Raw genomic sequence first — 14,162 nt, 5'->3', positions numbered from 1 at the left:
AACTAAAAATAACCTAAAATATAATAGTTATAATTCTAGTTTAAAGAAAAAAAGTTTTTATACTTAATACGACTATTATAATACAGCAAGGGTATATAAAAATATAATATTTATGGAGGCGATGAAGATGACAAACGTTGATAAAGATACTACAAGTAATAGACGTGAACTTATGCCGGAATCAGTTATTGATGGTGAGATGAACGAGAAAGTTAAAGACCAGCTTGAGTTACAGCCTGGTGAGAAGAAGGTAAGTAAAGAAGATCAAGATAAATAAGTAGACGTCCTTTATAGGGCGTTTTCTTTTTGGAGTCAATATACATAATTATCAATTTAATGTATAATGATGGAATTATATGAGAGATGAGTGATGAAATGAAACGCGTGTTAATCAGTTTAGCTGTGATACTTTTATTATCGATTGCAGCATTTTTTGTAGTTCATAATATGCAGAAAGAGCAATCTATTATCGCAACAAAAGATATTAAAAAGATTAAAGATTCTTATCAATATTACGATGAAGCTAAATTACATGTTGATGAGCTTGCAATGGAACAATTGGATGATTTATCAGTGCGTAATGAATTCTTTAAACTTAAAGATGGTAACTACTTTAATTTAAGAACATATATGGGGAACAAAGTTGGTTACATTATGAATAGTTACTTAACATTTGATAAGACTGGAAAGACAAAGGTGGCGTTTCCGAAAATTATCAGTCATCAATATATGAAAGATAACAAATTTATTGATAATACCTGGTCGATTAATACACCTGCAGGTAAACTTGATTATCAATCTGGTGCTATTGATAGAAGTGATGATTCAGTTAATCTCTTTATAGAGAGTGATGATGGTAAGCGCGGGGTACTAATGGATAAAACACTGAAAAAAGATGTGACGTTGATCGGAAATAACGGTGAATGGCTGGATAGTGAGAATAATCGTATCGGTACTGACGCATCTTTAAGAAAGTATAATGATCCACAAACTGCAGCAAATGCGGTATTGAAGCAAGTGTCAACAACGGGTCAACTTGTTGCAAAGTTGAATAATGGTGAAGCAACCTTCTTCTTTTACAGAAATAAATATGGTCCTGTAGATGAATATACGGTGATTCCTGTTTTAAAGGATAATACAGCAGGTATTTATCATAAATTTACGCTTGCAGGATTTAATGAATCGATTATCGATTACGAGTTCAAATATGCTGTAAAAGGTAATGAATATCATATTATTTTCAATGATGATTTCGAACATGCAGACAAGTTTAAACATAAAAAAGTCAGCGATAATATCATTATCGCTGTGAAATAAAGTGAACCACTTCTAATGTGAAGTGGTTTTTCTTTTGTTCAGTGCAATTTGAAGTTCTTCTTTCTCCATAAAGTAGCGCACACCATATCCGAATACACCTCCGGCAGGCAGGAAAATAAGCATATAATATGGAGTAGCAAATAAATCAGGTAAGTGTTTGAAATAAATGATTGTGCCATAAATGATGAAAATTATTAAACTCTCAACGACATTGTTTCGAAAGTTAACTATATTTGCTTTATGAATTGCTATTTTGTTGGCAGGATCTATCATTTTAGTTTTATACTCAGCAATTAATTGTCTTACTGAAGTAAAGTAATAAAGAATCATAAATGAAAGTAATATGAGATCTTTATATATTCCGATATTAATCATCCATATCATTAAGACGAGATAGAATAATGTGAACATGAGGATTTTAAAAGAAATCTTCTTAGTCATAACGCACCTCGTTTACTTTTTATGTATATTATATCTTGAAATGGTTATAAAAGGAAGAGTGATAGTTTTCAACTTATTGCATTTGTTGTAAATCTAGTACTCACTATATGGTGCATCGTGTGGTGTGCTCAAGATTTTGAACCTGGAACAAACAAATGGGTACCAAATCCGAAAGCAATAAGGCAAGATAAATACTACAATCCTTATCAACAAAATGATCCTTATCGCAGATGATACGGGTCTTTTTTAGTACATTTTAGTATGATAAATATAAAATGATAAGGGGAGAATAACATGGGAGATCAAAATATAAACAAAGCAGTCATTCAACCTAGTTTTGCAAATACGCATAATGACGCTGACGTATTTGAAGAAAACGAAAGATATATTCATTACCACACACCGAGCCAGCTCGTTAAATATTATGCCAATTACTTTCAATATAAAGTGACGCCGGATGTTGATACTTTTATGACAGACTATGAAACGCAAAAGACATTTCATGAACAACGCGGACAAAAACATGCCCTGTTTATATTTCCTGAGAATGAAGTGCTGAATGATGCGTTGCAGGAGAAAGCAAAGGCTTTAGGATTTATTGTTGAAAAGATGGAGCTTTATTTATTGAAAGAGATGCCGAAATCAAAGGATTCAGAGATTGAAGTTGTTCAAGTATTAAACGATGATGATGTATTCCTAGACTTTCTTCAAATATGTCGTGAAGGGGACTTAGAGTATGGTGAGGAATTTGCTGATCTGAAAGAGCGCACGCATCGACGTGATTTATTGAACCCGCAAATCCTGCAGTTTGTTGGGTATCAGCATGGATTTCCAGCTGGTAAAGTTGAAGCGGTGGAAAGTGCGCAGTATGTGGAATTAGATGACTTCTACGTGTTGGATGCAATGCGTAAGCAGGGCGTTGGAACAGCATTACAACAAGCAATATGGCATTATGCAGAACAAGTTGGTAAGAGAGTTATCTTAATTGCTGACGGTAATGACTCACCAAGAGAAATGTATCAAAGACAAGGGTACGAGTTAGTGAGTGAACGTTATGAATTGTTGCGTGTGCCATCAGCGGATAATTGATATTCACTTTTCTAATATAAATTTATTATTTTATGATATTTAAAGAAAATGCAGAGTTATGATAAATGTATTGAGGTTTAAAAGAAAAGCAAAATTAACGAAACTAATATATAAAATATTGTTAAATAGATAATCTTATTGAGGTAAATATGTATATGATTTACAATTTAGTTGTAATAATTTATCTTTTAGGAGGTTAAAATGAAAAAATTAATAAATACAGTAGCTTTTAGTACATTACTATTTTCAACAATTTTAACTACGAATGTTGAGGCAAAGTCGTATATAAAATCAATCGATTATTTAAAAGATGCTCAAACAATTAAGAAAGTTAAAGAAGGAAAGATGCCTTTACATGGTATGAGATTGGGAGATAAGTTTGATAAATTTAAAATATATGATGACTCCCATACAGTAGTTAATCATACTGTTAAGAAAATTTATGTAAATGGTTATGATGATTATGCTTATGGTGACTTTCAGAAACAAACTAAAGCTAAATTTGCTACAATTAATAGAATTGTAGACCAAAATGCATTTGGCGATAAGGATTATACTCGTAACTCCATTATAAAAAAATATGGTTTACCTAAAAAAGGCTACACTCTTTCTAATGTTAAAAAAGGTTTTGGAATTGAATATATAGATATTTATGATAATGTAACTTTTGTGTATACAGTTGTTGGTGGTGAATACAAAAATCCAAGATTAACAATTGCTATTTTAATGGATAATAAGTCATTAATCAAAAAAAAGAAGTGGAAAAAATATTTATTAAGAGATATAAAAAATAACTCCTTTAATTATGATTATGTAAAAATGATGATAATTAAAGATAAGAAAGGAAATTATTCTTCTAATTGATATTAAAGTTAACATCAAAAATTTTATATTTAATAACTATGGCCGATAAATTGAATTTATCGGCCATGAATTTTGATTTTTAGCTAATTTCATAAAATGATGGCCGATAAAACGAAAATATCGGCCATTAATCTTCCTTAAATATTATCAATTGTAAAAACTAATCAAGAATAGTTCAAACATGTATATTAATTCTGGATATTTTTACATATTATAGCTCAATAATTGTAAAATAAAAGTAATTAAATCGTTCTGGAGGATATGTATGAAAAAATCATTAATCATTGCTTTATCTTTAACGACATTATTAGCTGCATGTGGAGAAGAAAAAACTCAGGATAAAGGTGCGACAAAAATAGAAAGTAGTAATGCATCTAACGATACTACGAATACGAAGAACAGTGAAACTAAAAATTCATCTGAAAAGAAGATTGTCACAAAGTCTTCAGCAAAGAAAACAGGTAAAACTGATATTATGACATCGTCTTTTCATTCAATGTATATGCGAAATGATCATAGATTTTCCGTGGACAAAATCAAATTCGGTATGACTAAAGATGAAGTTGAAGCGATTTACGGTCCGTCACTTGGTAAAGGTAATGATCTTTATGGATTAAAGACGAGTGCATTATATGACGTATATGCAGTAAACTATGATAATCAAAATAAAGTACGTCAGATTGTCATTAATCCTAATAAGAAAATTACAAAAAGTGAATTCTTAAGAGTATATGCGAATCCTAGTGACGAGCCAGTATATCCATTTAATACTTTAGAATACAATGATAACGATAATAACGGTTTCAAAATTCGAGCAGCTTTTGATGACAACGACTATTTAGTAGGTCTAGCTCAAATTAATGATGGTAAAGGTATGCTAGAATCAAGTGATGATACTGCAACTGATAAATCAATATATGAAAAATTTAAGTCTGCAATGATTAATTATGCAGAAGATAAAGGTAAAGCTGTTACCGGCAGATACTTAAACCATGGTGGAGGAATCTCGACAGATATATTCACCAATACTGAGGATGGGTTAATCTTATTACAAACGATGCTTAATCCAGGTGCCGATGTACACGATATTATTGCAGATGCAGGAGTTGTCATGTACGATGCCAAAGATGGCACGATAGGGGAACATGACGCATCATATGATACAGTTACAGCTGAAGGTATCACTGGTATGATGACTTCTGATTCTGATACAACCATTTATTTATTAGCGAATAACGGTAAAGTATACGAATATCACTTCAAAGGGAATAAAGGATTAGGATATTTTGCGCTATACACTGAATCATGGGGATTTGAATCTGATATGATGCCAGAATTTAAAGAAACAACTGATCCTGAAATTAAGAAGATTGCTTCAGAAGTATTAGCAGGTAAATCAGTGTCTAAACCTACTTCAAAAAGTAAAGAAAACAATACAAAAACAAAAAGTCAGTACAGCTTTATAGATGAAAACGGGAAAATTGATATTAAAGACCCTGCATTTAAACAGTATTTCTTCCATGAAGCGCATACTGAAGATTTTGCAGGAATAAAGGTTGGTATGACTCGAGAAGAAGTAGAGGCATTATATGGTCCGGTTGAAAAGAACCAAGGTTATGATATGCATCAAGGTGGGCTAGATAGAGTTGGTGATATATCTTTAGCGATGGGTCAAGATGATAGAGTCGGTGCAATCTACATAACCCCAGGTGTAGAAATGACTGATGCTGAATTTAACAAAGTTTTTGGTGAACCAACTGAAATTGTAAATGATGACTTATTGGGACCAGTGAAAATATATAATACGAATAAAAATAATGGTTTCCAGATAGTGATTGGAAATGCAGGTGGGACAGTTCCGATTTTTATCAATAGGCCAGAAGGACAATATTTTAATTAATATTGAGCTCACTATTTATAGTGGGCTTCTTTTTTATTATTTCTCTGTATATAACGTGTAAATATAATTATTTTTAGCTAAGATTATCATAAGAAGGAGTGATGGTATGATTTTCGTAATTGGAGAGGTATTTAAAGAAAAATTAGCATCCGACAGTATGTCTGAAATTTTAAATACGATGCCACTTGCGCTTGCGTTACCTTTAAATGACAAAGGATATCGTATTCACTTAGGTACTCGTTTTAAAGATAGCGAGGATTTGCAGGATATTAAAGATTATCTGGCAGAAAAAGATATCTTTTTCAATCAATTTGATGACTATGATACATATACGTTAGATGACTGGGACCTTGATTACATTTATGATGCCTATGATACGGATACTTTAGTATTCTTCTCAAATGTGGGAGATGACACGATTGAGAGTATGGCAAGCTTCGGCAATAATTATGATTGTAAAAGTGTATTATATATCAATAAATTATTTATTAGTAAGGAAGCATTGCAGCTTATGTCTCATTGTTTTATAGGGGAGCAATATGTTCAGGGTTACGAAAGTGAAATCCCGAAAGATAAGATAACCATCATTCCAAATCATATCAGTGATACAGAAGCGGCACAGCTGATGATTGATAAGATTATTGAGATAGAGAAAGCATTAAAAAAAAAATAAAAAATTTTGCTTCACCGTATAACTAGAATATAAATTAAAAACGCTTATCCAGAAGGATAGGCGTTTTTAACTATATCGGTGCTGTGCTTTGAAAAATTTAATTATTTCATAGATATTAATAAGAGCTAAAATGATTGCAACGAAAGCATGTGTAACTTGTCCAAAGCCATAATAATGTTCAAGTTGATAAAGAAAAATTCCTAACACAAATGAAGCAGTGAGCACTGTAAACCATAGTAACTTTCTATGTAAATAGCAGCTGTTAAAAAATTAATATCCAAAAGTAATCGTAGTTGTAGAAAGGATATATACTTTATTTAATTTTTCATTTTTATCGAAATGGAATTCTGCTGAACCAGATTTTGTTCTGATAACATAAGATTCAGTATAGAATTTTTTAGTCTTACTATCTTTTAGTTGACCTTCTTCAATTTCATATTTTCCATACAATTTCTTAATTTGTGCTAATGAAACTTTTCCTTTTTGTACTGGCATCTGAATAACGAAATACTCTTTACCAGCTTTAAGACCAAGTGTGTCATATTTCTTAGTTAATAATTTGCTGTTGAACTTTTTATGTTCATTGTATTTTGCTAATGCCATCAGCGCAGGATCAGCTTGTTTAGCAGTGACACTCTTAGTTACTTTCATACCATTTACCGTTACGTTTGAGTTCAGTAACGCACGTTTGAAATCTTTATCCAGTACGAATTTGTGGCTGTAACCTGTGTAACCATTCCATTTGTAATAAGGTGCAACAGTCTTCGTTGATGACTTCACAGGTGTCTTAGCATCAGCGACAGCAGGTGTTAGACCAAGTAGAAGTGTTGAAGCAATTCCGACTTTTAATAAATTTTTCATAAAATATTCCCTCTTCCTTTTTTTTCTTTTAGTATAAGACGAAAAACTGTAAAAATATAGAGAATCATTTGAAATTTAAGGTAAATTTAAGGTTTTATAGGATGACATTTAAACTGTTTGTAATACGTCAGCAAGGGTAAATAAATCTAAATAAAGTTTTAGGATTTGAGGAAAAAAAGATGAAGAAAGTATTAATAATGTTATTGGTCATGCTAACCATCTTGTTTGCAGCATGTGGCGGGTTAGCGCAGGAACTAGATGGGAATCGATATATTGCAAAGGTCGGTGCAAAAGATAATCTCATTACAATGGGATATATGACATTCAGAGGTGATAAAGTAATCTTTTCATCCGATGAAAGTAAAGTGACACGCACAGGCACTGTGACTTATGATGAGCAAGAGATGACTATTAAACTTGCTGATAATCCGGTTTACAAAGACGGTGTGATGAAACTAAAAGATATTAAAGGAAATGAAAAGGGCTTAGTAGCTGAATTTGAGATTTATTCTGAAAGCAAGAAAGAAAATAAAGAGAAGACATATATAAAGCTTATTCAACAAGAAAAATAAAGTTTATTTATTGAATCTGAATGCTATTAACAAAATTAATGATTGATATTACCTCTATCAAATACGGTAGAGGTTTTTTAAGGTAAATTTAAGGTTCACTGCTTCTTTTCAATGCTAGAATAATATAAAAGGAGTGATAATGTGGATGCTTATATCAACTTCTGGAAAAATGCATTTAACTTCAAAGGTCGTTCAAACAGAACAGAATTTAATATGGGGTTCTGGCCACACATCTTATGTATCATCTTAGTATTTACGATTGGTCCGATGCTTGGATTACCGAAATTAGGATTTAATTTGAAGACACCTTTGTTTGAGATGTTATTCGATTTAAACTGGCAGTTATATCATCTTTTGATTGTAGTCGTATTTTTAATTCCGCTCATCTCATTAATGATGCGTAGATGTAATGATTTAAAGATTGAGGGTATTCATGCGATGCTAATTGGATTTTTTCCAGTATGTTATACATTCTATATTTTATTATTTGCGATTATGGGGCAAGGTTTACCTGGGGATGTGATATGGGTAGAAATAATATTTTACGTTATTATACTGCTGCCATTTATTTATTTAGTCTATATGTTATTTATTTTTTCATTGAAGACAGGTAGTAAATAGTAGTTTTTATTAATTGTAAATATTATGTAAATAAGCCTTTGGACTGAGCGTAATAAAGAAATAATTTGTGTATAATGAAACCGAATACAAAATTAACTTTGGAGGTTTAGACCATGAAAAAATTATTACCTGTAGTGCTTGGTGCAACGCTAGTGTCATCCTTAATTGGTGGAGAAGCAAATGCAGCTTTAAAGAAGCCGGTAACAGTTTGGAAAGTAAGTAATACTGCTGGTTTTGTGGATGTAGATGCAGCAAAGAATAGTACGGTTTATATTTATAAAGGTGGTAAATCTTTAGGTAAAGCAAAAGCTGGTAAATATGGTAGTGCTAATGTTTCGATTCAACCTCAGAAAAAAGGTACTGTGCTACGCGTATTCTATAAGACAGCTAAAGGTACAAAAAGTCCCGAAACAAAAGTAACTGTAACGGGTAACTATAAAAAGAAAAAGCAATTAGCAGTGAAGAAATTTACTTTAGCAGAACGTTACGCAATTACTAATGACTTCGTGAAATGGGCATCGGTGAAGGCAAAGAAAGAACATAAAGCTGTGACAACTAAATTCTTTGATCACGGAGCTGCAGGAAAAGGAGATTGGTATGCTGGAACACCTCATGGTCATATGCAGGTGCAGGATTTTAATAATCCAGGCTATTATGCATTTGGGTTACACGCTATCGGAGGTGTAGCTTTCTATAGTCCTAAAGATAATCAGTATGGTTACTCTAAAGACGGATATAACACGTATACAGCTGAGGGCTATTTTAACATTGCTAAACCTAAGACTTATGTTACAAAATATGTACTGGGTGATAACGGCGTAGTTTATGAACTGAAGAAAAAACGTGAACATATGAGTTTCTCAGCTGGTTTTGGTGAATATAATGATAACGGATATGGCGGAACATTCACACCAGGTAAAGGTTACAATATGATAGTTTCAAAAGATAAAGCAGCACAAGCTAAACTGAAAGCAATTATGAAAAAATATCAATAATAAAGACACGCACAACCATGATGGTTGTGCGTGTTTATTTTATATTTGATTGATTTTTGATGTCTTTAAGCAGTTCAATCATTTCTTGATTTTGTCTGATGATATATTTCGTATTCTGGCGTGTGTTGTAAATATGTGATAATACGAAGCCGATGATAAGCGCAGGCAACAAATACATAAGGATGTATAGGATGGACATTACAGATACTCCAATCCACTCCATTAGAAATCATCCTTTCTGTTTTGCTTCAATAGAGCGATGATTTCTTCGTTTTGTTTAATTAACTGTGATGTATTCTGATAATTTTTATAGATATACTTCACAATTAGGATAATACATACTATAGAGAGAAGAATTGTTAACAAGGAAAAGACTAATCCTGTTATACTCATCATAATTTTTGTCCTCCACCTTTATTATTTTGCTTCAACAAAGCGATGATTTCTTCGTTTTGTGCAATAATCTTCTCTGAATTTAATTTCGTTCTGTAACCATCCATTAGGATAAGAAAGACTATGAGAATAGGAGCAAGACTAATTACGATGGATACCAATGCTTCAAACCAAGCCATAACATTACCACCTTCTACATTTTTATTCCATTATAACATAAAATGTATATTTAATAGTTTGTAGCCTGTACAAAAAACTTCGAATGTTTATAGTGGTACGTAATCTTTGAGAAATCAAATGGCTCACCTGTTGCAAGGTAGACAACTTGTTCTAGAAATAGGGCAGGATTACCTTGTTTCAGATCTAGTTTCTTAGCATCAACGTCATTGAGTTCATCAATATGCATATAAATATCAGCAAAACTAATATTAAACTTTAAAGCATCTGTTAAGTAATTAAAGATGGATCCTTCAGCAATTTCATTGTTCAAATATGGTACAAGTTTAACCGGAAAGTAAGATACTTCAATACATAAAATATCGTTATCAATTCTTCGCAAACGTTCTACGTAATAAACTTCTTCATTCTCTTCCAGATGCAGATTCATCTTTACTTCGTCATCTGCGTTCATTCTTTCTAATTTCAGAACTTCAGATGTGATATTGAATTCCTTTAAATCTGCAGTAAATCCTCTATTCGTCAGCAAACTGACATATCCTTCACGACGTTGACGTCTCACAAATATCCCGCTTCCGCGCTGCTGAAATATTGCACCACGTTTCTCAAGTGTATCGAGCGCTTTCGTGATGGTGCTTTTTGAAACGTTATGCTGTTTCATGAGTGATTCAACGTTTGGTAATTTAGTCCCCTGTTCTAATTTCTGGTCATATATACTTTGTTGAATAGTTTCTGCGATAATTTCATATTTGTTCAAATTTAACACTCCTAAATATCTACTTGTCACTAATTATACATTATTTATATTATTTCGCACTTGTTTAATTGAACCGGTTCAATTAAAATAAAAATGTATAATAAATTAGAACGTAATCAATGGAGATGATATTATGGCAAAACAAGTGAGAAACTATGAACAACTCGCTCATGATATTTTAGGGGCAGTGGGTGGAGAAGAAAACATTGTTAATGTAGCAAGATGTGCTACACGTTTAAGATTGGTATTAAAACGTTCGAATCCTGAATTTAAAAAGAAAGTGTCAGAAATGCCTGGAGTTATAACGGTAGTTGAGAACGGCGGACAATTTCAAATCGTAATCGGACAACATGTTGGTGAAGTATATGATGCATTTACTAACATTACAAATGTAGAAGATAATACAGAGGAAAACATGCAAAAAGGATCGATTCTTAACAGAGTCATTGCTACAATGTCTGCAGTATTTGCACCTTTCATCTATATCTTAGCAGCAGCGGGGATTTTATAAGGTATCTTAATATTAATTAACTTAGCATGGCCAGCTTTTGCGAAGACGGGAACTTATGAAGTATTTAGCTTCATTTCATGGTCACCATTCACATTCTTACCAATTTTCATTGCTTTAACTGCTTCTAAACATTTTAAAGTCAACACTTATATTGCTGTTGTTTGTGCGATGGCTTTAGTAAGTCCTACTTGGGCTGAAATTGCAGGACGTATTGCTGAAGGAGAAAAGATAACATTTATGGGGATTGCACTTTCACAAACAGTGTATACTTCTTCAGTATTACCTCCATTATTCTTAGTTTGGATTTTATCTTATGTTGAAAGGTTCTTTAATAAAGTTTTCCCAGAGGTTGTAAGATCTTTATTTGTTCCGTTAATGTGTATGGTAATTATGGTTCCTTTAACAATATTATTAATCGGGCCATTATCAACATTATTTGCAAATGGTGTAGCTGATGGCTATAACTATTTAGCAGAGAATTTACCAATAGTAGCTGCAATTATTATTGGTGCATTTTGGCAGGTGTTTGTTATCTTTGGTGTTCACTGGGGTATTACACCTGTTGTCCTTGCTAACTTCGATAACTATGGTCGTGACTCTTTCCAAGCTTATCAAACAATCGCTGTTATAGCACAAGTTGGTGCTGTATTGGGTGTATTCTTAAAATCAAAAGTTCAGGAAACAAAATCAGTTGCATTATCAGCAGGTATTACTGGTATTTTTGGTATCACTGAACCTTCTATTTATGGTATTAACTTGAGATTTAAAAAACCTTTTATTATAGGTTGTATATCAGGAGCTGTTGGTGCGGTAGTAGCAAGTTTCTTTAATCCATACTATTACGTTTATGCTGGATTGCCTGGACCGTTAACAATTGTAAATGGTATCAGTAAAGATAACCCATCATCGTTTATCGGAATATGTATTGGCGTTGCAATTGCAATTATTTTACCGATTGTATTAATTATGATGTTTGGTTATGGTGAAGATACAGCTAAAGCTGTTGATACGAAATTAGATACACCAGAAGATATTGAGGATGAGGATAACATTATCACTACTGAGTCATTAGAACAAGTGGTTGTTTCTCCGTTATCAGGTAAGTTTATTCTATTGAATGAAGTTAAAGACCCGGTATTTAATAGTGGTGCAATGGGTAAAGGTTTTGCGATAGACCCTTCAGAAGGTATTGTATCTTCGCCAGTTGAAGGTTCGATTGTTATGACAACACCGTCAAAACATGCAATAGGTATAAAGAGTAATGATGGTGTTGAAGTTTTAATACATGTTGGTTTAGATACTGTTGAATTAAAAGGTGAACATTTTGATCTTTTAGTAAACGAAGGTGATAAAGTTTCAATTGGACAACCATTAATTCATTTTGATAAAAAAGCAATTGAATCAAAAGGTTATTCAACTGTAACTCCAGTTGTTGTGACAAATACAATGAACTACAATGATGTCATTATTGACAATACAAATACGTCGGTTTCAAATTCAAATAGAATGATAACAATTATTAAATAGGAGGATTTTAAAATGACGAAACTAAGCAAAGACTTTTTATGGGGTGGCGCACTTGCCGCACATCAATTTGAAGGTGGCTGGAACAAAGGTGGCAAAGGTCCATCGGTTGTTGATGTATTAACAGCAGGTGCACATGGTGTACCACGTAGAATCACAGATAAAGTTGAAGATAATGAATTTTATCCGAACCATGAGGCGATTGATTTCTATTCAAATTATAAAGAAGATATTGCAATGTTTGCTGAAATGGGACTAAAAGTATTACGTACTTCAATTGGATGGACACGTATCTTTCCTAAAGGCGACGAATTAGAGCCGAATGAAGAAGGGCTTCAATTCTATGATGACGTTTTTGATGAATTATTAAAGCATAATATTAAACCGGTTATTACATTAAGTCATTTTGAAATACCTTTACACCTAGCGAAAGAATATGGTGGATTCAGAAGTCGTGAAGTAGTAGACTTCTTTGCGCGATTTGCGGAAGTTGTGTTTAATCGATACAAAGATAAAGTTGAGTACTGGATGACATTTAACGAAATCAATAACCAGATGGACGTTAATAACCCACTTTTCTTATGGACGAATGCTGGGATTCAAGTACAACCAGGAGAAGATGCACGTGCAGTGATGTATCAATCAGCACATCACCAATTATTAGCAAGTGCAAAAGCAGTGATTATCGGAAAGAAAATCAACCCTGATTTTAAAATTGGCGCAATGGTTTCGCATGTACCTGTTTATCCATACTCATGTCACCCGAAAGATATTATGGCTGCTGAAATTGCTAACCGTGAAAGATTCTTCTTCCCGGATGTGCATGTAAGAGGTAAGTATCCAGCCTATGCATTAAAAGAACTAGAACGATTAGGTGTTTCGCTACCGATTGAACCTGGTGATGAAGAAATCTTAGCTAAGGGTACAGTGGACTATTTAGCATTCAGTTATTATATGTCTACAACGGTTAAGCACGATGTTCACAATGATAATACCGGTGATATTGTTAATGGGGGATTATCGAATGGTGTAGAAAATCCACATATTAAGTCATCTGACTGGGGGTGGGCAATTGATCCTGTTGGATTACGATATGTATTAAACACACTTTATAACAGATATCAAATTCCATTATTTATCGTTGAAAATGGATTTGGTGCCATTGATGCGGTTGAAGCAGATGGTTCAATCAATGATGATACGCGTATCGAGTACTTCCGTTCACATATTGAAGCGGTTAAAGATGCTATATTAGAAGATGGTGTAGACTTACTAGGATACACACCTTGGGGTATTATCGATGTTGTATCATTTACGACAGGTGAAATGAAGAAACGATATGGTATGATTCATGTGGATCGTGACAATGAAGGAAATGGATCAATGAAACGTAGTAAGAAGAAATCATTCGACTGGTACAAAAACGTTATTGCTACAAATGGTGAAGAACTATAATTAAAACAATAA

The 14,162-nt window shown here is 32.8% G+C and carries 15 protein-coding genes and 1 pseudogene; 11 read left to right on the top strand and 5 right to left on the bottom strand.

Translation table 11 applies throughout. The features are described from left to right. The first annotated feature begins 127 nt into the window (after positions 1-127). Both JJJ02_RS03505 and JJJ02_RS03500 read left to right on the top strand, forming a co-directional pair. Positions 128-277 carry a hypothetical protein gene (locus JJJ02_RS03505; protein WP_239242436.1) on the top strand — a complete coding sequence of 50 codons (150 nt, stop codon included), beginning with the start codon at positions 128-130 and terminating at the stop codon, positions 275-277. 98 nt (positions 278-375) lie between these two features. Beyond that, a complete protein-coding gene (locus JJJ02_RS03500; protein WP_240837388.1) occupies positions 376-1,317 on the top strand; it encodes a hypothetical protein in 942 nt (313 codons plus the stop codon). A 12-nt stretch (positions 1,318-1,329) separates the two neighbouring features. Here the strand turns inward: JJJ02_RS03500 and JJJ02_RS03495 are convergent, their stop codons facing one another. Beyond that, complete coding sequence (locus JJJ02_RS03495) at positions 1,330-1,758, bottom strand: hypothetical protein (RefSeq protein ID WP_239242434.1); 429 nt, start codon at positions 1,756-1,758, stop codon at positions 1,330-1,332. Positions 1,759-2,052: 294 nt separating this feature from the next. On the opposite strand from JJJ02_RS03495, the gene JJJ02_RS03490 reads away from it, so the two are divergent. The 4 genes from JJJ02_RS03490 (at position 2,053) to JJJ02_RS03475 (ending at position 6,284) form a co-directional block, all read left to right on the top strand. Then, the gene (locus JJJ02_RS03490; RefSeq protein ID WP_240837385.1) at positions 2,053-2,847 is read left to right on the top strand and encodes a GNAT family N-acetyltransferase; all 795 of its coding nucleotides are present in this window, start codon (positions 2,053-2,055) and stop codon (positions 2,845-2,847) included. Between the two features lie 201 nt (positions 2,848-3,048). Beyond that, positions 3,049-3,711, top strand: coding sequence for a hypothetical protein (locus JJJ02_RS03485; protein WP_240837383.1), 663 nt, complete (start codon positions 3,049-3,051; stop codon positions 3,709-3,711). 265 nt (positions 3,712-3,976) lie between these two features. Beyond that, complete coding sequence (locus JJJ02_RS03480; protein WP_240837381.1) at positions 3,977-5,611, top strand: hypothetical protein; 1,635 nt, start codon at positions 3,977-3,979, stop codon at positions 5,609-5,611. A 106-nt stretch (positions 5,612-5,717) separates the two neighbouring features. After that, positions 5,718-6,284: a hypothetical protein gene (locus tag JJJ02_RS03475; protein WP_240837379.1), complete on the top strand. Its 567-nt coding sequence runs from the start codon at positions 5,718-5,720 to the stop codon at positions 6,282-6,284. A gap of 270 nt (positions 6,285-6,554) precedes the next feature. Here the strand turns inward: JJJ02_RS03475 and isaB are convergent, their stop codons facing one another. Further along, positions 6,555-7,145: an immunodominant staphylococcal antigen IsaB family protein gene (gene isaB / locus JJJ02_RS03470; protein ID WP_239242430.1), complete on the bottom strand. Its 591-nt coding sequence runs from the start codon at positions 7,143-7,145 to the stop codon at positions 6,555-6,557. Positions 7,146-7,324: 179 nt separating this feature from the next. Here isaB and JJJ02_RS03465 point away from each other — a divergent pair, with 179 nt between their 5' ends. From JJJ02_RS03465 to JJJ02_RS03455, 3 genes are all read left to right on the top strand, one after another. Next, entirely contained in the window at positions 7,325-7,717 is a 393-nt protein-coding gene (locus JJJ02_RS03465) for a hypothetical protein (RefSeq protein WP_240837377.1), read from the top strand. A gap of 141 nt (positions 7,718-7,858) precedes the next feature. Then, a complete protein-coding gene (locus tag JJJ02_RS03460; RefSeq protein WP_240837375.1) occupies positions 7,859-8,338 on the top strand; it encodes a DUF805 domain-containing protein in 480 nt (159 codons plus the stop codon). Between the two features lie 113 nt (positions 8,339-8,451). Beyond that, complete coding sequence (locus JJJ02_RS03455) at positions 8,452-9,333, top strand: Ig-like domain-containing protein (protein ID WP_240837373.1); 882 nt, start codon at positions 8,452-8,454, stop codon at positions 9,331-9,333. A gap of 34 nt (positions 9,334-9,367) precedes the next feature. Here the strand turns inward: JJJ02_RS03455 and JJJ02_RS03450 are convergent, their stop codons facing one another. The 3 genes from JJJ02_RS03450 to JJJ02_RS03440 form a co-directional block, all read right to left on the bottom strand. Continuing rightward, on the bottom strand, positions 9,368-9,556 hold the full coding sequence (locus JJJ02_RS03450; protein ID WP_111714162.1) for a hypothetical protein: 189 nt from the start codon (positions 9,554-9,556) through the stop codon (positions 9,368-9,370). 169 nt (positions 9,557-9,725) lie between these two features. Beyond that, the gene (locus JJJ02_RS03445; protein ID WP_240837370.1) at positions 9,726-9,905 is read right to left on the bottom strand and encodes a hypothetical protein; all 180 of its coding nucleotides are present in this window, start codon (positions 9,903-9,905) and stop codon (positions 9,726-9,728) included. A gap of 50 nt (positions 9,906-9,955) precedes the next feature. Beyond that, positions 9,956-10,660, bottom strand: a complete 705-nt coding sequence (locus JJJ02_RS03440; RefSeq protein ID WP_240837368.1) for a GntR family transcriptional regulator — start codon at positions 10,658-10,660, stop codon at positions 9,956-9,958. A 133-nt stretch (positions 10,661-10,793) separates the two neighbouring features. Here JJJ02_RS03440 and JJJ02_RS03435 point away from each other — a divergent pair. Continuing rightward, a pseudogene (locus JJJ02_RS03435) lies at positions 10,794-12,698 on the top strand (beta-glucoside-specific PTS transporter subunit IIABC). A gap of 12 nt (positions 12,699-12,710) precedes the next feature. Then, positions 12,711-14,150: a 6-phospho-beta-glucosidase gene (locus JJJ02_RS03430; RefSeq protein WP_240837366.1), complete on the top strand. Its 1,440-nt coding sequence runs from the start codon at positions 12,711-12,713 to the stop codon at positions 14,148-14,150. Positions 14,151-14,162 lie beyond the last annotated feature (12 nt).

Origin of the sequence: Macrococcus sp. PK (assembly GCF_022501545.1) — a bacterium.
GTDB classification, from domain to species: Bacteria; Bacillota; Bacilli; order Staphylococcales; family Staphylococcaceae; genus Macrococcoides; species Macrococcoides epidermidis.
The sequence above is the reverse complement of the archived record's forward strand: the minus strand, read 5'-3'. Positions and strand labels throughout refer to the sequence as shown.

Bases quoted from the DNA above. Each gene is read 5' to 3' on its own strand.
- JJJ02_RS03505 (WP_239242436.1), top strand. From the start codon at position 128: ATGACAAACGTTGATAAAGATACTACAAGTAATAGACGTGAACTTATG.
- JJJ02_RS03500 (WP_240837388.1), top strand. From the start codon at position 376: ATGAAACGCGTGTTAATCAGTTTAGCTGTGATACTTTTATTATCGATT.
- JJJ02_RS03495 (WP_239242434.1), bottom strand. From the start codon at position 1,758: ATGACTAAGAAGATTTCTTTTAAAATCCTCATGTTCACATTATTCTAT.
- JJJ02_RS03490 (WP_240837385.1), top strand. From the start codon at position 2,053: ATGGGAGATCAAAATATAAACAAAGCAGTCATTCAACCTAGTTTTGCA.
- JJJ02_RS03485 (WP_240837383.1), top strand. From the start codon at position 3,049: ATGAAAAAATTAATAAATACAGTAGCTTTTAGTACATTACTATTTTCA.
- JJJ02_RS03480 (WP_240837381.1), top strand. From the start codon at position 3,977: ATGAAAAAATCATTAATCATTGCTTTATCTTTAACGACATTATTAGCT.
- JJJ02_RS03475 (WP_240837379.1), top strand. From the start codon at position 5,718: ATGATTTTCGTAATTGGAGAGGTATTTAAAGAAAAATTAGCATCCGAC.
- isaB (WP_239242430.1), bottom strand. From the start codon at position 7,145: ATGAAAAATTTATTAAAAGTCGGAATTGCTTCAACACTTCTACTTGGT.
- JJJ02_RS03465 (WP_240837377.1), top strand. From the start codon at position 7,325: ATGAAGAAAGTATTAATAATGTTATTGGTCATGCTAACCATCTTGTTT.
- JJJ02_RS03455 (WP_240837373.1), top strand. From the start codon at position 8,452: ATGAAAAAATTATTACCTGTAGTGCTTGGTGCAACGCTAGTGTCATCC.
- JJJ02_RS03450 (WP_111714162.1), bottom strand. From the start codon at position 9,556: ATGGAGTGGATTGGAGTATCTGTAATGTCCATCCTATACATCCTTATG.
- JJJ02_RS03445 (WP_240837370.1), bottom strand. From the start codon at position 9,905: ATGGCTTGGTTTGAAGCATTGGTATCCATCGTAATTAGTCTTGCTCCT.
- JJJ02_RS03430 (WP_240837366.1), top strand. From the start codon at position 12,711: ATGACGAAACTAAGCAAAGACTTTTTATGGGGTGGCGCACTTGCCGCA.